This is a genomic window from uncultured Azohydromonas sp., from assembly GCF_937926365.1.
Classification (GTDB): Bacteria; Pseudomonadota; Gammaproteobacteria; order Burkholderiales; family Burkholderiaceae_C; genus Azohydromonas.
Genome location: NZ_CALAOH010000048.1, coordinates 22,909 through 40,121, shown reverse-complemented (window position 1 = coordinate 40,121; position 17,213 = coordinate 22,909). Strand labels below are relative to the sequence as shown.

General features: G+C 71.2%; 17 protein-coding genes. 8 read left to right on the top strand and 9 right to left on the bottom strand.

Going from position 1 to position 17,213, the window contains the following annotated elements:
- Nucleotides 1-5: 5 nt before the first annotated feature.
- Together Q0741_RS04490 and bamE are read right to left on the bottom strand one after the other, a co-directional pair.
- Nucleotides 6-914 carry a CYTH domain-containing protein gene (locus Q0741_RS04490; RefSeq protein ID WP_298231992.1) on the bottom strand — a complete coding sequence of 303 codons (909 nt, stop codon included), beginning with the start codon at nt 912-914 and terminating at the stop codon, nt 6-8.
- A 70-nt stretch (nt 915-984) separates the two neighbouring features.
- Nucleotides 985-1,446, bottom strand: coding sequence for an outer membrane protein assembly factor BamE (gene bamE / locus Q0741_RS04485; protein WP_298231991.1), 462 nt, complete (start codon nt 1,444-1,446; stop codon nt 985-987).
- A gap of 78 nt (nt 1,447-1,524) precedes the next feature.
- Here bamE and Q0741_RS04480 point away from each other — a divergent pair, with 78 nt between their 5' ends.
- The 4 genes from Q0741_RS04480 (at nt 1,525) to Q0741_RS04465 (ending at nt 5,002) form a co-directional block, all read left to right on the top strand.
- Entirely contained in the window at nt 1,525-1,728 is a 204-nt protein-coding gene (locus tag Q0741_RS04480; RefSeq protein ID WP_298231990.1) for a DUF3460 family protein, read from the top strand.
- A gap of 48 nt (nt 1,729-1,776) precedes the next feature.
- Entirely contained in the window at nt 1,777-2,778 is a 1,002-nt protein-coding gene (locus Q0741_RS04475; protein WP_298231989.1) for a ScpA family protein, read from the top strand.
- Nucleotides 2,779-3,049: 271 nt separating this feature from the next.
- A complete protein-coding gene (locus Q0741_RS04470; protein ID WP_298231988.1) occupies nt 3,050-3,901 on the top strand; it encodes a zinc ribbon domain-containing protein in 852 nt (283 codons plus the stop codon).
- A gap of 24 nt (nt 3,902-3,925) precedes the next feature.
- Entirely contained in the window at nt 3,926-5,002 is a 1,077-nt protein-coding gene (locus Q0741_RS04465; RefSeq protein WP_298231987.1) for a TAXI family TRAP transporter solute-binding subunit, read from the top strand.
- Nucleotides 5,003-5,088: 86 nt separating this feature from the next.
- Here Q0741_RS04465 and Q0741_RS04460 read toward each other — a convergent pair whose 3' ends face one another.
- Nucleotides 5,089-6,939, bottom strand: a complete 1,851-nt coding sequence (locus Q0741_RS04460) for an ATP-binding protein (protein WP_298231986.1) — start codon at nt 6,937-6,939, stop codon at nt 5,089-5,091.
- 4 nt (nt 6,940-6,943) lie between these two features.
- Nucleotides 6,944-7,681: a response regulator transcription factor gene (locus tag Q0741_RS04455; RefSeq protein ID WP_298231985.1), complete on the bottom strand. Its 738-nt coding sequence runs from the start codon at nt 7,679-7,681 to the stop codon at nt 6,944-6,946.
- 188 nt (nt 7,682-7,869) lie between these two features.
- Here Q0741_RS04455 and kefC point away from each other — a divergent pair, with 188 nt between their 5' ends.
- The gene (gene kefC, locus Q0741_RS04450; protein WP_298231984.1) at nt 7,870-9,768 is read left to right on the top strand and encodes a glutathione-regulated potassium-efflux system protein KefC; all 1,899 of its coding nucleotides are present in this window, start codon (nt 7,870-7,872) and stop codon (nt 9,766-9,768) included.
- A gap of 9 nt (nt 9,769-9,777) precedes the next feature.
- Here the strand turns inward: kefC and Q0741_RS04445 are convergent, their stop codons facing one another.
- Complete coding sequence (locus Q0741_RS04445; RefSeq protein ID WP_298232064.1) at nt 9,778-10,533, bottom strand: sulfite exporter TauE/SafE family protein; 756 nt, start codon at nt 10,531-10,533, stop codon at nt 9,778-9,780.
- Nucleotides 10,534-10,619: 86 nt separating this feature from the next.
- On the opposite strand from Q0741_RS04445, the gene Q0741_RS04440 reads away from it, so the two are divergent.
- Nucleotides 10,620-11,282, top strand: a complete 663-nt coding sequence (locus Q0741_RS04440; protein ID WP_298231983.1) for a trimeric intracellular cation channel family protein — start codon at nt 10,620-10,622, stop codon at nt 11,280-11,282.
- 143 nt (nt 11,283-11,425) lie between these two features.
- Nucleotides 11,426-11,860 (top strand): DUF1841 family protein, encoded by a 435-nt coding sequence (locus tag Q0741_RS04435; protein ID WP_298231982.1) that lies wholly within the window; start codon nt 11,426-11,428, stop codon nt 11,858-11,860.
- Nucleotides 11,861-11,872: 12 nt separating this feature from the next.
- Here Q0741_RS04435 and folE2 read toward each other — a convergent pair whose 3' ends face one another.
- Genes folE2 through xseB form a run of 4 tightly spaced genes read right to left on the bottom strand, consistent with a single transcriptional unit; the run spans nt 11,873 to nt 15,741 of the window.
- A complete protein-coding gene (folE2, locus tag Q0741_RS04430) occupies nt 11,873-12,673 on the bottom strand; it encodes a GTP cyclohydrolase FolE2 (RefSeq protein WP_298231981.1) in 801 nt (266 codons plus the stop codon).
- On the bottom strand, nt 12,670-14,577 hold the full coding sequence (gene dxs, locus Q0741_RS04425; RefSeq protein WP_298231980.1) for a 1-deoxy-D-xylulose-5-phosphate synthase: 1,908 nt from the start codon (nt 14,575-14,577) through the stop codon (nt 12,670-12,672). Before dxs ends, folE2 begins: the two co-directional genes overlap by 4 nt.
- A gap of 37 nt (nt 14,578-14,614) precedes the next feature.
- Nucleotides 14,615-15,502, bottom strand: coding sequence for a polyprenyl synthetase family protein (locus Q0741_RS04420; RefSeq protein WP_298231979.1), 888 nt, complete (start codon nt 15,500-15,502; stop codon nt 14,615-14,617).
- Nucleotides 15,499-15,741: an exodeoxyribonuclease VII small subunit gene (xseB, locus tag Q0741_RS04415; protein ID WP_028999436.1), complete on the bottom strand. Its 243-nt coding sequence runs from the start codon at nt 15,739-15,741 to the stop codon at nt 15,499-15,501. Before xseB ends, Q0741_RS04420 begins: the two co-directional genes overlap by 4 nt.
- 288 nt (nt 15,742-16,029) lie before the next feature.
- Here xseB and Q0741_RS04410 point away from each other — a divergent pair, with 288 nt between their 5' ends.
- Complete coding sequence (locus Q0741_RS04410; RefSeq protein WP_298231978.1) at nt 16,030-17,148, top strand: aromatic ring-hydroxylating dioxygenase subunit alpha; 1,119 nt, start codon at nt 16,030-16,032, stop codon at nt 17,146-17,148.
- The last annotated feature ends 65 nt before the right edge of the window (nt 17,149-17,213 follow it).

The window sequence follows — 17,213 nt, the reverse complement described above, 5'->3', positions numbered from 1 at the left end:
CGGCCTCACTCCTCCACCACCCCCACCAGTTCCAGCGCCAGCCGGTTGAACCCCGGCGCGCGCAGCAGCTCCCCGGCGGCGGCCAGGCACTCGCCGCGCGGGTGCGCCGCGATCGCATCGAGCTGCGCCCGCAGCCCCTGCAGCCCCGTGGCCACCGGCAGCAGCGCGGCGGCGCGCAGGCCCTCCTCCACCGCCTCGCGCAGCGCCTGCAGGTGGCCCTCGTCACCCAGGCCTTCCGCCAGCTCGCAGGCGTTGACCAGCATCTGCTCCAGCGCCGATGCCAGCGTGTCGCCCGCCAGCCGCAGCGGCGGCACGGTCTTGAGGCCGCGCGCCAGGCGCTCGCCGCGCTCGGCCTTGCTGCGCACGTCCAGCCACAGCCCATGGCGCAGCACGCCCTCGCCGGCCAGCGCCAGCAGCGCGGCCACCGGGCCCTGCAGCAGCTCGTACTCCAGCTCGTACAGCGGCGCCTCGGCGCTACCGGCGCGCAGCACGCCCTCGTCCAGCGCCAGCTCGATCACGGCGTCAGCCTGGTCCAGCGCCAGCACGGTGCGCCGCACGTCGGTCTCGAAGGTGAGTGCCAGTTCGGCCGTGCCCAGCGCGCGGCGCAGCGCGGCGCCGGCGGGCGTGCCGTCGTGGTGCGACGGGTCCAGCCGCGGCTCGCTCGCGTCCAGCACCACCTCGTGCTCCAGGCGCTGCATCACGCCGTCGCCGCGGCCCTTGAGCGTCTGCACCCACACCGCGCCCTCGCGGCGCAGCCGCAGCGCCATGCCGGCCGTCGCCAGCGCGCGATCGGCGGTGTCGAAGTAGCGCGCCTGCAGCCGCAGCGGCCGGCCGCCGGCGGCCTGGACCTCGGCATGCACGGCGGCGCGGGCGGCGGGCGGGATCTGGAATTTCAGTTCGGTTTCGGTGCTCATGGGCAGTGTTCGGATCGCCGCGCGGCGGCCGGGAGGTGTGGATGGGAAGGCGGCAAGCGGCCGGCCGGCGTCAGCGGTCGCCGGGCAGCTGGTCCATGCTGCCCGTGTTCTGCACCAGGCCGTCGGCGTCGAAGGTGACGCTGAAGAGCTTTTCCTGCTGGCCGTCGAGGTACTGCCAGTCCCAGACCTCGGTCCGGCTCAGGCTGTAGGGCGTGCGCTTGGCGGGGCGGCCCAGCAGGTCGCGCACCTGCTGCCGCGTCATGCCGGGCTGCACCATCGCAAAGTAGCGCGCCGACAGCATCTGGCGCAGCGCGCTCATGCGCCCGTCGGGGCCGATGGTGATGAGGTAGTTCTGCCGCCCGGCGGGCTGGCGCGGGTACTCCAGCGTGCGCGAGCCGTCGCTCTCCTCGCGCACGCGCTCGGGCTCGCCGAATTCGCGCCGCACGTCGGCCTCGGTGGCCACGCCTTCTTCGAGCTTGGCGATGCGCTGCGCGTCGCAGCCGGCCAACAGACCCCCGAGTAGTGCCAGCATCGCTACCTTCATCCACCGCAAGTCGGGACTCCCCAAAAGTTAAAATCCGGGTTTTCCAACATTGTCCCGCTGCGCGCCATGCCTCTCTTCTGGAAGCCCTACAAGTCGGAGTTCGGCCAGTTCCTTGACGAGCTCAAGGCCAAGAACCCGCAACTCGAAGCGCAGCAACGCGCCGGCCGCGCCCTGCTGTGGGACCGCCCGCAGGACCGCGAGGCCTCCGCCCAGTGGCGCGAAGCGCGCGTGCCGCAGCAACCCTACGTTTACCAGACCAAGAGCAAGTGACCGGCGCGCGGGCGCTCACCGCCCGCGACGGCCGCCCCAGCAGCATCCATGGCCGTATCCGCCGCATCCCTCCTGACACCCGACGACCCCTCCTCCGCCGAGGCGGCCGGGTCCGGAACCTCGAACGCACCGCCCGTGCCCGCGCTGGGCGCGGGCGCGTCCCTGCCTGCCTCCGAAGCGACGGCGGCGGGGGCGACGGACGCCGAGTCGCCGTCCGCGGCGGAGGCCGCGCGCAGCGCCGAGGCGGTGGCCGTGGCACGGCTGTACGGCGAGCCGCTGTTCAGGCTGCCGCAGGACCTCTACATCCCGCCCGATGCGCTGGAGGTCTTCCTCGACGCCTTCCAGGGCCCACTGGACCTGCTGCTCTACCTGATCCGGCGCCAGAACTTCAACATCCTCGACATCCCGCTGGCCGAGGTCACGCGCCAATACCTGGGCTACGTCGAGGAGATCCGCAAGCGCAACCTGGAGCTCGCCAGCGAGTACCTGCTCATGGCGGCCATGCTCATCGAGATCAAGAGCCGGCTGCTGCTGCCGCCGCCCAAGACCGAGGACGGCGCCGAGCCCGAGGACCCGCGCGCCGAACTCGTGCGCCGGCTGCTGGAGTACGAGCAGATGAAGGCGGCGGCGGCGCGCATCGACGCGCTGCCCACGCTGGGGCGTGACTTCATGCCCGCGCAGGTGGCCATCGAGCTGGCGCTGGAGCCGCCGCTGCCGCAGGTGCGCCCGGAGGACCTGCGCGACGCCTGGCTGGCCATCGTGCGCCGCGCCAAGCTCAACCAGCACCACACCATCACGCGTGAGCAGCTCTCGGTGCGCGAGCACATGGGCATCGTGCTGCGCCGCCTGCGCGAGCGGCCCTACGTGGAGTTCGAGGGGCTGTTCGACGTCCGGCGCGGATTGCCGGTGCTGGTGGTGACCTTCGTCGCCATGCTGGAGCTCGCGCGCGAGCGGCTGCTGGAGATCACGCAGGCCGAGGCCTTCGCGCCCATCTACGTGCGCTTGGCCGCGCCGGTTTCGGACAGCGCCGAGGCCGTCGGCGCCGGGTAGGCAGGCCGACCCGGGACGATCCCGCAGGGCACACCGGGCAGCGCCCGGCACGGCACGTGCCACGTTGCGCCCTAGCGGCGGAACATGACTTTTGTCCTCCCCCTGAGGGGCGAATCCGCATCCCCTGCAAGCGGGGGGAGGCGGCGCTGAGCCTGTGGTGCGAGCGCATACCCTCGACGGGCCATGTGTTTGGGACATGGCGGGGGACGCCGCCCTGCGGCGCGTGCAGCCCGGACCGCGGGGCCTCTCCCGGCCGGGCGGGATTGCAAGCATGCCCACCACACCTTCCGCTTCCTGGGTGGCCGAATGCGCCGCCTGCCATCACAGCAACCCGGCGCGAGCCCATTTCTGCAGTGTCTGCGGCGCTCCGCTGCAGTCGCCCGCCGCCGCGGCGGCCCGGGCCTCGGCCACCGCCGCGCCGGATGCCGCGGCCGGCGACCCGCCCGAGCCCAAGGGCTTCATGCTCCATTTCAACGACGACAACAGCCTTGCCATCGCGCCGCGCTACACCTCGCCTGACGCCGGCAATGCCGACACGGCAGCCCCCTACGGTGCCGACTCGTCCGCGCACGCGGCACGGCAGCAGCCGCATGCCGAATTCCACTTCAGCCTGCCCGGGCCGCAGCCGCAATCCCCGCAAGGCGACCTGCCGCCGCCCGCGGGCCGCGTGAACTGGAGCAACGTCACCGTCGCCGGCGCCATGCTGGCGCTCACGGCGATCGTGGGCTCGGGCAGCTACCTGCTGGGCCGCAGCAGCAGCGCCCCGTCCGCGCCGCTGGCCGGCTACCAGGCCCCGGCGCCCGCGATGGCCACCGCCGCCACCCTGGGCACCGCACCGGCCACCCTGCACACCACCGCCACGCCGCCGGGCGCCGACGCCATCCAGCCCGCGCAGAACGGCCTGGGCCAAGTGCAGCAGGCCGTGGCTCCGCTGGCGCCGGCCCTGCCGTCGCAGCCGGTGGCCGCCACCGCCACGGTGCCGGCCACGGCCATGGCCCAGACCGCACCGGCCAGGCCCGTGGCCCCGCAGGCCGCGGCCGTTCCGGGCGCAACGGCGCGCGGCGCACCGGCCGCCATGCCCTGCAACGCCACGGTGGCGGCGCTGGGCCTGTGTGAACCCTGATCCACCACGGGAGGGAGAGAGACCATGAGATCCACCATCCGCAAGAGCGTCGCCGCGGCCCTGGGCACCCTGCTCGCGCTGGCGGCACAGGCCGCGTCCATCGAATACAAGATCGTCACCGCCTCGGAGCGCGGCACCTACATCCAGATCGGCCGCGACCTGGCGCGCTTCGTGGCACCGCAGGCCGACATCGCGCTGGAGGCGCTGCCCTCCGCCGGCTCGGCCGAGAACGTGCAGCGGCTGCGCAGCGAGCCCGGCGTGAAGCTCGCGCTGGTGCAGTCCGACGTCTACCAGGCCTTCCTCGACCGCGCCGCGGCCGGCAACCCGCAGGCGGCCGAGACCATCAGGCCGCTGCGCGTGGTCATGCCGCTCTACAACGAGGAGATCTACTTCATCACCCGCGCCGACTCGCCGCTGCAGAACGTGCACGAGATCAAGGACGCCAAGATCAACGTCGGCCCGCTGCTCAGCGGCACCGCGCTGTCGGCCACCACGCTGTACAAGCAGATGTTCGGCAAGCCGCTGCCCGAAGACCAGGTCAGCTACCTCAGCAACGAGGACGCGCTGGTCAAGCTCACGGTGGACAAGAGCATCGACGTGGTGGTGGCCGTGGCCGGGCAGCCGGCCAAGCTGCTGGTGGACATGAAACCCGAGGCGCGCCAGCTCATCCGGCTGCTCAAGTTCGATGCCGCCAACCCCGCCAGCAAGGCCGCGCTGCAGACCTACTTCCCCTCGGTGGTGAAGGCCAGCAACTACCCCAACCTGCTCGCCGAGGACGTCCCCGGCGTGGCGGTGAAGGCCTTCCTCGTCACCTTCAACTACGGCCGCAGCGAAACCACCGCCCACCTCAGCCGCTTCGCGCGCTCGCTGTGCCAGAACTTCCCCACGCTGCAGGCCGAAGGCCATCCGAAGTGGAAGGAGGTGAACCTCGCGCTGCCGCCGCTGGGCAAGGGCTGGAGCTACTACGCGCCCATGGTGCGCGAGTTCAACAGCTGCGTGAGCGAGCATGCCCGCGCCGGCCGCGTGATCCAGCCCGTGGTCAATCCCGCGCCCGCCACGCAGTGCCCGCAGCAGGAGCGCATCCTGGGCCTGTGCAAGTAGCGTGACGCGCGCCGCCGGCTCTTCCGGAGCCGGCGGCAACCTGCTCCCGGGGCCGCCTTGCCGTTCATGGGCGGCCCTTTTCCTTGCTACTTCCGCCCGGCGCGCTCGTTGAGCTTGAAACCGATCATGGCCCGCAGCTTGTTGGGCAGCACGGGCTTGATCAGCAGGTGGAAGTCGTGCGCCTCGGCCTCGTTCTCGTGGCCGCTGAGGCTGCTGCCGGTGATGACGATGGCCGGCAGCCGCTGATCCGGCCAGTGCGCGCGGATCAAGTCCAGCGCCTCCAGCCCGGTGCGCGCCTCGGGCAGCCGGTAGTCCACGATCAGCAGGTCCGGCCGCGGCAGCTCGGCGCCGCGTAGCCAGGCCTCCACGGCGCCCACCGTGTCGAAGTCCAGCACGTCCGCGCCCCAGGCCTTGAGCAGCACGGTCAGGCCTTCGCGCACGGGCGGCTCGTCCTCCACCACCACGATCAGCCGCCCCTGCAGGCTCAGGCCCAGCGGCATCTTGGGGCTCGCGGCCAGGGGTTCGGCCGGCGGCGCCTCGATCCGGCCCGGCGGGACTTCCAGGCTGAAGACGGTGCCGTGGCCCACGCGCGAGCGCACCGTCAGCGGCGCGCCCATGAGGTCGGCCAGCCGCTTGACGATGGCCAGCCCCAGCCCCAGGCCCTTGCGCTGGTGCGGCTCCAGCGGGCGGTGGCTGTTGACCTGGTAGAACTCGTCGAAGATGCGCGGCAGGCTGGCTTCGGCGATGCCGATGCCGCTGTCCCACACCTGCAGCAGCAGTCGGTCGCCACGGCGGCGGCAGCTCACGAGCACGCCGCCGTCCTCGGTGTAGCGGATGGCGTTGCTCACCAGGTTGCGCAGGATGCGCTCCAGTACCACCGGGTCGGCCTGCACCACGTGGGCCTCGCCGCGGAAGCCCAGCGCCAGGCCCTTCTCGAAGGCGGCCGGCTCGAAATGCAGCCGCAGCCGCGCGAACACGTCACGCAATCGCACCGCCTCGGGCTTGAGCTCCACGCCGCCGGTGTCGATGCGAGTGATGTCCAGCAACTCGCCGAACAGGCCCTCCAGCGCGTCCACGCTCTCGTTGATGCTGTTGACCAGCGAGGCCACGTCGGGGTCGCTGCAGCGCTGGCGCAGCGTCTCGGCGAACAGCCCCATGGCGTGCAGCGGCTGGCGCAAGTCGTGGCTGGCGGCAGCGAAAAACTGGGTCTTGGCGCGGCTGGCGGCCTCGGCGGCGCGCCGCGCTTCCTCGGCGGCGGCCTTTTCCACGCGCAGCTGCGCGGCCAGCTGGTCGGTGCGCAGCTTGAGGTCGATGGCCTGCGCCAACGCGCTGCGGTAGGTATGGCCCATGAGCCACACGGCGCCGAAGAGCACGCAGATGATCAGTGCCAGCTCCAGGTGGAAAGGATGGCCGATGTCGGTGGCCACGCGCCCCACGGTGGGCAGCAGCACCAGGCACAGGAAGGCGGCGAACACCCGCGGCTGTCCGGCCAGCAGCTGCACCGAGCCCACGCAGTAGCTGTAGATGATCAGCAGCAGCGCCACCTGGTGCGAGGGCGTGCCCAGCCCCCAGAACAGCCACGCCGCCACACCCCAACAGGCGCCCAGCAACAGCGCCAGCGCGCGCCAGCTGCTGCGCCAGGCCAGCAGCGTGGCGTCGTCGGCGTCGGGCTGGCGCCGGAAGCGCAGGTAGTGGCCCAGGCGCACGCACCACAGCAGCGCCATCACGCCGACCCAGCCGAAGAGCCGCAGCGGATCGGCCACGCCACCGAAGAAGAACACCACCAGCAGCACGCCCACCAGGTTGCCCGCCAGCGTGGCGGGTGTCTGCGTGTACAGCGCGCGCGCGTGCTCCAGTTGCAGGGCCTGCGGCGAGGGCGCCGTGACCGCCGCGGCGGCCGGCAGCTCCGCCGCGGCCGTCGGCAGCACGGTGCTCATGGCCTCAGTAGCGCTGCGCCGGCGGCGTGGGCGTGCTGCCGCCTTGCTGCTGCTGCGACAAGCGGCTCACCGCGAGCACGGCCTGGGTGCGGGTGCTGACGTTGAGCACGCGCAGCACGGCCGCCACGTGGTCCTTGACGGTTTCCACCGACAGGTTGAGCTCGCGCGCGATGAGCTTGTTGGGCAGCCCCTGCAGCAGCTTGCCCAGCACCTCGTTCTGGCGCGGCGTCAGGCCCGCGACGCTGATCGCCGTGCCGGCCGACCCGGCCTGCACCTGCAGCGGGCGCGGCTGCAGCAGCGGCGGCGCGGGCTCCTGCACCGTGTCGGGGCCGGACAGGCCGCTGCCCAGGCCCGCAGGTACCGGCGGCACGAAGATGCCACCCGACATCACCAGCCGCAGCGCTTCGAACAGCAGTTCGTTGGAGGCGCGCTTGGGCACGAAGCCCATGGCGCCCAGATCGATGGCGCGCAGCACGTCGGCGGCGCGGTCGCTGCCCGACACCACCACCACCGGCAGCGCCGGGTGCTCGCGTCGCATTTCCGAGAGCACCTCGAAGCCTTCGGCGTCGCCGAGCTGCAGGTCCAGCAGCAACAGGTCGTAGTCCGCGTCCTCGGCCAGTTTGCGCCGCAGCTCGCGCGCGCTGGCGGCAGTATTCACGCTCACGTCGCTGCCCAGTCCGCTAATGACACCCTGCAGCGCCGACAGGATCAGGGGGTGGTCGTCCACGAGAAGCACTTTCATCGCCGATCTCCAGTGCACATATGACCCCCAGCGTACTGCCGGGTTGCACAGGAGAAAGTCACAACCGGTTACCGCGGCGGCATGGGCTATCGTGACGTCTCTCCCGTCCCGCACGCCCTTCCGACGATGCCCCTGCAGTTGCCGTTGCCGCCGTCCGTCTTCCGCCGTTTCACTCCCGGGAGCCTGTGATGGAAGAGCCCTCCAGCGGCTGGCTGATATCGAGCCTGGTGTACCTGGGAGCGGCCGTGATTGCGGTGCCGCTGGCACGGCGCCTGGGGCTGGGCTCGATCCTGGGTTACCTGGGCGCGGGCATCGCCATCGGCCCCTGGGGGCTGAACCTCGCCGGCGATGCGGAGGCGATGCTGCATTTCTCCGAGTTCGGCGTGGTGCTGATGCTGTTCCTGGTCGGGCTGGAGCTGGAGCCCAGGCGGCTGTGGGCGCTGCGCCGGCCCATCTTCGGGTGGGGCAGCGTGCAGATGCTGGGCTCCGCGGCGCTGGTGGCCGGCGCCGCGATGCTGCTGGGTGGCGCGCCCGGGCGCATGGCGCTGATCGCGGCGCTGGGGCTGGCGCTGTCCTCCACCGCCATCGGGCTGACCGAGTTGGCCGAGCGCAACCTCAAGGGCACGGCCGCGGGTGGGGGCGTGCTGGGCGTGGCGCTGATGCAGGACATCGCCGCCATCCCGATCCTGGCGCTGATCCCGCTGCTGGCCGGCGTGCCGCGCGAGGCCGTGCACGCGGACGGCTGGGCCGGCTGGCCGGCGGCGCTGCGCGCGGCGCTGGTGATCGGCGCCGTGGTGCTGGGCGGCCGGCTGCTGCTGCGCCCGGCGCTGCGCTGGAGCGCGCGCAGCCGCACGCCGGAGGTGTTCACCGCCGCCTCGCTGCTGCTGGTGGTGGCCACCGCGGCGCTGATGCAGGCCGCGGGGCTGTCGATGGCGCTGGGCGCCTTCCTCGCCGGCGTGCTGCTGGCCGACAGCGAGTACCGGCGCCAGATCGAAACCGACCTGGAACCCTTCAAGGGCCTGCTGCTGGGCCTGTTCTTCATGGCCGTGGGCATGGGCGTGGACTTCGCCGTGGTGATGCAGCGCCCGCTGGCGCTGGTCGCGGTGGTGGTGGTGTTCGTGTCGCTCAAGGCGCTGCTGCTGGCCGCCATGACGGTGCCGATGAAGCTGCCGCCGGCCGAGCGCCCGGTGTTCGTGCTGCTGCTGGCACAGGGTGGCGAGTTCGGCTTCGTGGTGTTCCAGGCCGCGGCGCAGCGCGGAGTGATGGATGCGAGCACCGCTTCGCTGCTGGTGGCGGCGGTGGCGCTGTCGATGGCGCTCACGCCGCTGCTGCTCAAGGCCAGCGACCGCTGGCTGTGCCCGCGCCTGGCGCGCCAGCGTGTGCACGGCGAGCTGCCCGTGCTGGAGGAGCTGCAGCAGGCGCCGGTGATCATCGCGGGCTTTGGCCGCTACGGGCAGGTGGTGGGCCGGCTGCTGGCGGCGCAGGGCCTGGCCGCCACCGTGCTGGAACACGATGCCGACCAGGTGGAGACGGTGCGCCGCTTCGGCTGGCGCGTGTTCTTCGGCGACGCCACGCGGCTGGACCTGCTGCGCACCGCCGGCGCGGAGCACGCGCGCGTGATCGTGGTGGCCATCGACGACGTGGCGCAGAGCCTGGCGGTGGTGGACCTGGTGAAGCAGCACTTCCCGCAGCTGCAGATCGTCGCGCGGGCGCGCAACGTGTCGCACTACTACGGCCTGCGCGCGCGGGGCGTGACGCTGGTCGAGCGCGAAACCTTCGAGGCCGCGCTGGCCAGCGCCCGCAGCGTGCTGGAGCTCATGGGCTACGACCAGGATTACGCGCGTAACCAGGCGCGGCGTTTCCGCGCGCACAGCGTGGGGCTGATGGAGCAGATGGCGCCCTATTTCCGCGACGAGCAGCGGATGATCGACATGGCACGTCAGGGGCGGGAGCAGCTGGAAGCGCTGTGGGCCCGCGAGCGCGCCGAGCGCGAGGAGGCACTGGCGGCGGCACGCGAGGGTTCCACCGTGAAGGCGCCGCCGCCCTCGCCCGCCGCGGCGCCTTCGCAACCACCGGCGGCGGGGTGAATCAGGCGCTCACGCCACCGCGTCCCACACCAGCTTCACGCCCGTCAGCAGCATCCCCAGCGAGAACAGGCCGTAGAAGACGCGCTGCGAGATGCGCCGCACCACATGCACGCCCAGCCACACGCCCACGGGCGCCAGCGGCATCAGCACCAGCGAGGTGGCGAGGTTGCGCAGGTCGATCAGGCCCAGCCACGCGTAGGGAATCCACTTGGAGGTGTTCACCGCGGTGAAGAACACCGCCGTCGTGGCCGTGAACTGGATCGGCGACAGCCGCAGCGGCAGCAGGTAGAAGGCCGCCGGGGGCCCGCCCGCGTGCGCCACGAAGCTGGTGAAGCCCGAGGTCAGGCCGAGCACGAAGCCCAGCCAGCGCGGCGGCGGCGGCGCGTCCGCGCGCGGCGGGAAGAACCAGCGGATGGCCAGGAACGCCAGCGTGATCACGCCCACCATTCCCGCCACCACCTTGGCCGAGAGCAGGTCGAACAGCAGCGTGCCCAGCACGGTGCCCAGCAGCCCGGCGGGCAGCAGCAGCTTGACCAGGCCGCGGTCGAACTCCTTGAGGAACACCGCCAGGCCCAGCGCGTCCATGATGGCCAGCAGCGGCAGCATGATGGCCGCGGCCTGCGGCACCGGCACCGCGAGCGCCATCAGCGGCACCGCCAGCGCGCCGAAGCCGGCACCGAAGCCGCTCTTGGCCAGCCCCATGAGCAGCACCGCCGGCACCGCCACGGCGTAGAAGGAGGGGTCGGTGATCACGGGCGGCAACAGCATGGCGAGGGGGTGCGGGACGGGGCGGCGGCAAGGCCGAGGCCACGACGACAATGCGCGCCGCGGCACTGGAGGGCAGGCAGGGGATGGGAAAACTTCCGGACTGGTGGGGCGCATTGTCCACGGCACAGTTGGCCATCGAGATCATGGCGACGCTGGCCTTCGCGCTCTCGGGCCTGGTCGAGGCCGCGCGCAAGCGGCTCGATGCGGTGGGCGTGTGCGTGGTGTCCGGGCTCACGGCCTTTGGAGGCGGCACGCTGCGCGACGTGCTGCTGGACCGGCGGCCATTCTTCTGGGTGCAGCACGCGGGCTGGGTCTGGGTGCTGCTGGGGCTGACGCTGGTGGCGATGCAGTTCATGCGCGCGCGGCACCTGCGGCCCACCGAGCGCGCCATGCTGTGGCCGGACGCGCTGGGGCTGGGCCTGTTCGCCGCCAGCGGCACGCAGATCGCGCTACAGGCGCAGATGCCCGCGCTCATCGCCGTGGTCATGGGCGTGATGACGGCCACCTTCGGCGGCGTGCTGCGCGACATCGTGTGCAACCAGATCCCGTCCGCCTTCAGCGACCACCGTCCCTATGCCGTGCTGGCCTTTGTCGGCGGCTGGGCCGTGGTGGGCGTCCACGCGCTGGGCGGCTCGGACGAGGCGGCCCTGGCCGCCGGCGTGCTGGTGGCCAGCAGCCTGCGCCTGGTAGCGCTGGCGCTGGACTGGCGCGTGCCGGCCTGGCGCATCGACGACGACCGGCGCTGAGCCGCAGCGCACCGGCAGGCACGTACGCCCTGCCCTGCACCGTTCCAGCGGAGGGCTGGCACGGGCGGCTGCGGGATCGGCCCGGGTGCGCGCCTCATGCCGGCGCCCCGGCCCGGGGAATGGCCGGCGGCGACAATCGCGGGATGTTCCAACCTTCCCAACATGACGTGCGCCGCTTCTTCTGCGAGGTCTGGCGCAAGCACCGCGAAGGCGGCGTGCTCACCCCAATGGAAGCCGTGGCCGCGCCCTGGGTGGCCGAGCACCCCGAGTACCACGGCGAGCTCGCCGACGTGGAGGCCGCGCTGGCGGCGGACTACAAGGTGGAGGACGGGCGTGTGAACCCCTTCCTGCACCTGTCCATGCACCTGTCCATCTCGGAGCAGGTGTCCATCGACCAGCCGCGCGGCATCAAGCAGGCCTTCGAGCTGCTGGCGGCCAAGCTGGGGTCGGCGCACGAGGCGCAGCACGAGGTGATGGAGTGCCTGGGCGAGATGATCTGGGCCTCCCAGCGCACGGGACTGCCGCCGGACGGGCAGGCCTACCTGGAGTGCGTGCGACGCCGGGCAACGGCGCGCTGAGCCCGCGGCGGCCTACTCGCGCTCGATGCGCGCGTAAGCCGAGTGGTTGTGGATGCTCTCGAAGTTCTCGACGTCCACGCTGTAGCGCCCGATGCGCGGCTCGGCGTTCAGGCGCAGCGCCACCTCGCGCACCAGGTCCTCGACGAAGCGCGGGTTCTCGTAGGCGCGCTCGGTGATCCACTTCTCGTCGCTGCGCTTGAGCAGCGGCCAGATCTCGCTGGAGGCGCTGTCCTCGGCAAAGCGCACCAGCTCGTGCCACTCGATGGGCTGCAGCAGCTCGGCGCGGATCGTCACCAGCGAGCGCTGGTTGTGCGCGCCGTAGTCGGAAATCTCCTTGCTGCAGGGGCACAGGCTTTTCACCGGCACGCCCACCTCGGCCCAGACCGCCGTGCGGCCGCCGCGCGCTTCGGCGATCCAGCGGCCCTGGTAGTCCAGCAGGCTCTGCACGCCCGACACCGGCGCGCGCTTCTTCAAAAAGAATGAAAAGCGCGCCTCGATGCGGCCCTCGTCCGCCTGCAGCTTGTCCAGCATCGCCGCGAGCTGCGCCTGCAGCAGCGGCGCGTCCAGCGGCTGCTGCGCAGCGTCGAGCTCGTTGAGCCAGGCCACGAAGCGCGACATGTGCGTGCCCTTCTGGTCGGCCGGCAGCCGCACGTCCAAGTCCCACTGCGCCGTGACGGGTTGAGCCTGGCCGGCCACGCGCAGCAGCAGCGGGTAGCGCACATCCTTGACGCCCACGCGCTGGATCGCCAGGCGCCGCTCGTCGCGCTCGCTCTGGGTGTCGGGGATGTGCAGCGCGTCGGAAGGATGGGTCATGAGTTGACGGCCGGGCGCACCGACGACACCAGCACCGGCTTCTGGCCGAAGCGCTTGAGCACCGCCTGCTCAATGCCCGCAGCGTCCAGGCCCACCATCGACAGCAGCTTGGCCGGGTCGCCGTGCTCGATGAACTCGTCGGGCAGGCCCAGCGAGAGCACCGGCGTGTCCAGCCCAGCGGCGTGCAGCGCCTCCATCACCGCCGCGCCGGCGCCGCCCGGCAGGCAGCCCTCCTCCACGGTAACGATGGCCTCGTGCGTGCGCGCCAGCTCCGCCACCAGGTCGGTGTCCAGCGGCTTGACGAAACGCATGTTCGCCACAGTGGCATCGAGCTTCTCGGCGGCTTCGAGCGCCGGGTACAGCAGCGTGCCGAAAGCCAGGATCGCGACGCGCTGCCCGCGGCGGCGCACCTCGCCCTTGCCCCAGGCCCACTCGGCGAAGCCCGGCTGCACGGCCTTGCCCACGCCGGCGCCGCGCGGGTAGCGCACGGCCACCGGGTGCTGCTGGCGGTAGGCGGTGGTCAGCGCGGTGCGGCACTCGTCCTCGTCAGCCGGCGCCAGCAGGCTGACGTTGGGAATGCAGCGCAGGTAGGCGATGTCGTAGGCGCCGGCGTGCGTGGCGCCGTCGGCGCCCACCAGGCCGGCGCGGTCCAGCGCGAACACCACCGGCAGGTTCTGCAGCGCCACGTCGTGGATGAGCTGGTCGTAGGCGCGCTGCAGGAAGGTGGAGTAGATCGCCACCACGGGCTTGAGGCCCTCGCAGGCCAGGCCGGCGGCGAAGGTCACGGCGTGCTGCTCGGCGATGCCCACGTCGAAGTAGCGCTGCGGGAAGCGCTGGTGGAACTCCACCATGCCCGAGCCCTCGCGCATCGCCGGCGTGACGCCCACCAGCTTCGGATCGGCCGCGGCCATGTCGCACAGCCACTGGCCGAAGACCTGGGTGAAGGTCGGCTTGGGCGGCGTCGCCGGCTTCACCAGGCCCAATGCCGGGTCGAACTTGCCGGGGCCGTGGTAGGCAATCGGGTCGGCTTCGGCCAGCTTGTAGCCGTAGCCCTTCTTCGTCACCACGTGCAGGAACTGCGGGCCCTTCTTGTCGCGCAGGTTCTCCAGCGTGGGAATCAGCGCGTCGAGGTCGTGGCCGTCGATGGGGCCGACGTAGTTGAAGCCGAACTCCTCGAAGATCGTGCCCGGGATCACCATCCCCTTGGCATGCTCCTCCAGCCGGCGCGCGAGCTCCAGCAGCGGCGGCGCGTTCCTGAGCACGCTCTTGGCGCCTTCGCGCGCGGCAGCGTAGAACTTGCCGCTCATCAGCCGTGCCAGGTACTTGTTGAGCGCACCCACCGGCGGGCTGATCGACATGTCGTTGTCGTTGAGCACCACCAGCATGTTGGCCGGGATGCCCGCGTGCGGCACGCCGGCGTTGTTCAGCGCTTCGAAGGCCATGCCGGCGGTCATGGCGCCGTCGCCGATGATGGCCACCGCGCGCCGGTTCTCGCCCTTGAGCTGCGAGGCCAGCGCCATGCCCAGCGCCGCGGAGATGGAGGTGGAGCTGTGCGCGGTGCCGAAGGTGTCGTACTCGCTCTCGTCGCGGCGCGGGAAGCCGCTGATCCCGCCGAGCTGGCGCAGCGTGTCCATGCGCTCGCGCCGGCCGGTGAGGATCTTGTGCGGGTAGGTCTGGTGGCCCACGTCCCACACCAGGCGGTCGTAGGGCGTGTCGAAGACCGCGTGCAGCGCGATGGTGAGCTCCACCGTGCCGAGGTTGCTGGAGAGGTGGCCGCCAGTGCGGCTCACGCTCTGCAGCACGAAGTCGCGCAGCTCGTGCGCCAGCAGCTTGAGCTCCGCGCGCGAGAGGCGGCGCAACTCGGCCGGGGCGTTGATCGTTTCGAGCAGGGGATGGGCGTTCATCGGTGCAGTGGTGCGGCGCGCAGCGCCGGTCCTCTCGTCAACTGTCGCGGTCCACGACCTTGTCGGCCAGGGCGGCCAAGCGGGCGGAAGCCAGCCCGGAGCGTGCCAGCGCCGCACGGGCCTGGTCACGCAGCTCGCAAGCGTGGCGCCGCGCCGCGTCCAGGCCCAGCACCGAGACATAGGTCGGCTTGTTGGCGTGCTCGTCCTTGCCGGCGGTCTTGCCCAGCGTATGGGACTCTTGCGTCACGTCCAGGATGTCGTCCACGACCTGGAAGGCCAGGCCCAGCGCCGCGCCGTACTCCGACAGCGCCGCCAGCGCCTCGGCCGACGGGTGGCCGCAGGCCGCGCCCATGACCACGCTGGCCTGCAGCAGCGCGCCGGTCTTGCGCCGGTGCATGTCACGCAGTGCCTCTTCGTCGAGCGCGCGCCCCACGCTGGCGAGGTCGATGGCCTGGCCGCCAGCCATGCCCGCGTGCCCGGCCGCACGCGCCAGCAGGGCGCACAGCCGGGCCTGCAGCGGCGGGTCGATCGCAGCGTCTTCGGGCGTAAGCACCTCGAAAGCCAGGGCCTGCATCGCGTCGCCGGCGAGCATCGCCTGCGCCTCGCCGTAGCGCACGTGCACCGTGGGCTTGCCCCGGCGCAGCACGTCGTTGTCCATGCAGGGCAGATCGTCGTGCACCAGCGAGTAGGCGTGGATCAGTTCCACCGCCACCGCCGCGCGCAGCGCCGCCTCGCGTTGGCCGTCCACGGCCTCGCAGGCTGCCAGCACCAGCAGCGGGCGCAGCCGCTTACCGCCATCGAGCACGCCGTAGCGCATGGCTTGTCCCAGCCCCGCCGGCGCATCCGCCGGCACCCAGCGCTGCAGCGCCGACTCGACCTCGTCGAGCACGGCGTGCACCCAGTTATCCAGATTTGATGTGTTCATGTGCCCGTCCAGGGCTTGAGCTGCCCGTCCTCCAGCAGCTTCACTTGCTCCTCCACCGCCTGCAGCCGGCCGCGGCACAAGGCCAGCAGTTCGGCGCCGCGCTTGTAGCTGTCGAGGAGCCGGTCCAGCGGAAGCTGGCCGTCTTCCATCGCCTGCACCAGGCGCTCCAGCTCAGCCAGCGCGTCTTCGTAGCTGGCGGGGACCGGGGGTTGTTTGTCAGAAGCTGGCGGGCGCGGCATTTCGTGGTGCGAAAAAAGCGAGGCGTGATTGTAGTCAGCCCGCCTTTCTCGCCCTTTCCACACGGCCGCCCAGGCCCGTGGCGAGAGCGCAACAAGCCCATTGCGTCAAGGTGTTACGTCACGCTAGGGACCACCGGCTGTTTTCAAGGGCTTTGCTCATGTCAAGGCCCCCGAGGGGGGCCCAGCTACAATCCGCCTCTTGCCTTCCGTTTGGAAGGCATATTTCCATCCCACCTGCAAGTCATGAGGTGGGCGGGTTGACATTGGTTTTTGGAGATCCTGGGGATCATGTCCGACCTGAGCATCAGCCTTGAAGCTCTTGAGCGCAGCCGCTCGCAACTGTCCGTTTCCACCTACTTCGACGAGGCGTTGTTCCGAAATGAACAGCGATTGATCTTCCAGCCTGGCCCGCGCTACCTCGGGCACGAGCTGGCGGTGCCGGAGGTGGGCGACTACTACGCGCTGCCGCAGGAAGGCGAAGGCCGGGCCCTGGTCCGTACCCCCAAGGGGCTGGAGCTGATCTCCAACGTCTGCCGCCACCGCCAAGCCGTGATGCTGCGTGGCCGTGGCAACACCAAGCAAAGTGTGGTGTGCCCGCTGCACCGCTGGACTTACGACCTGCACGGACAGCTGTTGGGCGCGCCGCACTTCTCGCACGACCCCTGCCTGAACCTCAACAACTACAAGGTCAAGACCTGGAATGGCCTGGTGTTCGAGGACAACGGCCGGGACATCGCGGCCGACCTCGCCGGCATGGGCCCGCGCGCGGCGCTGGACTTCGAAGGCTACGTGCTCGACAAGGTCCAGGTGCACGAGTGCAACTACAACTGGAAGACCTTCATCGAGGTCTATCTGGAGGATTACCACGTCGGCCCGTTCCACCCGGGCCTCAGCGGTTTCGTCACCTGTGACGACCTGCGCTGGGAGTTCGCCAAGGAGTACTCGGTGCAGACCGTGGGCGTCAACGGCGCCTTCAAGCCGGGCTCGGACGTGTACAAGAAGTGGCACGAGGCCGTGCTCAAGTACGGCCAGGGCAATCGGCCGACGCAGGGCGCGATCTGGCTGACCTACTACCCGAACATCATGGTCGAGTGGTACCCGAACGTGCTGGTGATCTCCACGCTGTTCCCGGTCAGCACCACCAAGACCATCAACCTCGTCGAGTTCTACTACCCCGAGGAAATCGCCGCCTTCGAGCGCGAGTTCGTCGAGGCACAGCAGGCCGCCTACATGGAGACTTGCATCGAGGACGACGAGATCGGCGAGCGCATGGACGCCGGCCGGCTGGCGCTGCTCAAGCGCGGCGAGGACGAGGTCGGCCCCTACCAGAGTCCGATGGAAGACGGCATGCAGCACTTCCACGAGTGGTACCGCCGCGTCATGGGCGAGGCGCTCACCGCCCGGTGAGCCCCGCCGCTGCCGAGTGCGCACGCGGCGGCAGCCTGCCGCCTCCCTCCGTTCGCGGTTGGAGG

Bases quoted from the DNA above. Each gene is read 5' to 3' on its own strand.
- Q0741_RS04435 (WP_298231982.1), top strand. From the start codon at position 11,426: ATGTTCCAACCTTCCCAACATGACGTGCGCCGCTTCTTCTGCGAGGTC.
- Q0741_RS04410 (WP_298231978.1), top strand. From the start codon at position 16,030: ATGTCCGACCTGAGCATCAGCCTTGAAGCTCTTGAGCGCAGCCGCTCG.
- dxs (WP_298231980.1), bottom strand. From the start codon at position 14,577: ATGAACGCCCATCCCCTGCTCGAAACGATCAACGCCCCGGCCGAGTTG.
- Q0741_RS04440 (WP_298231983.1), top strand. From the start codon at position 10,620: ATGGGAAAACTTCCGGACTGGTGGGGCGCATTGTCCACGGCACAGTTG.
- Q0741_RS04465 (WP_298231987.1), top strand. From the start codon at position 3,926: ATGAGATCCACCATCCGCAAGAGCGTCGCCGCGGCCCTGGGCACCCTG.
- Q0741_RS04470 (WP_298231988.1), top strand. From the start codon at position 3,050: ATGCCCACCACACCTTCCGCTTCCTGGGTGGCCGAATGCGCCGCCTGC.
- Q0741_RS04420 (WP_298231979.1), bottom strand. From the start codon at position 15,502: ATGAACACATCAAATCTGGATAACTGGGTGCACGCCGTGCTCGACGAG.
- bamE (WP_298231991.1), bottom strand. From the start codon at position 1,446: ATGCTGGCACTACTCGGGGGTCTGTTGGCCGGCTGCGACGCGCAGCGC.
- Q0741_RS04475 (WP_298231989.1), top strand. From the start codon at position 1,777: ATGGCCGTATCCGCCGCATCCCTCCTGACACCCGACGACCCCTCCTCC.
- folE2 (WP_298231981.1), bottom strand. From the start codon at position 12,673: ATGACCCATCCTTCCGACGCGCTGCACATCCCCGACACCCAGAGCGAG.
- kefC (WP_298231984.1), top strand. From the start codon at position 7,870: ATGGAAGAGCCCTCCAGCGGCTGGCTGATATCGAGCCTGGTGTACCTG.
- Q0741_RS04480 (WP_298231990.1), top strand. From the start codon at position 1,525: ATGCCTCTCTTCTGGAAGCCCTACAAGTCGGAGTTCGGCCAGTTCCTT.
- Q0741_RS04490 (WP_298231992.1), bottom strand. From the start codon at position 914: ATGAGCACCGAAACCGAACTGAAATTCCAGATCCCGCCCGCCGCCCGC.
- Q0741_RS04460 (WP_298231986.1), bottom strand. From the start codon at position 6,939: ATGAGCACCGTGCTGCCGACGGCCGCGGCGGAGCTGCCGGCCGCCGCG.
- Q0741_RS04455 (WP_298231985.1), bottom strand. From the start codon at position 7,681: ATGAAAGTGCTTCTCGTGGACGACCACCCCCTGATCCTGTCGGCGCTG.
- xseB (WP_028999436.1), bottom strand. From the start codon at position 15,741: ATGCCGCGCCCGCCAGCTTCTGACAAACAACCCCCGGTCCCCGCCAGC.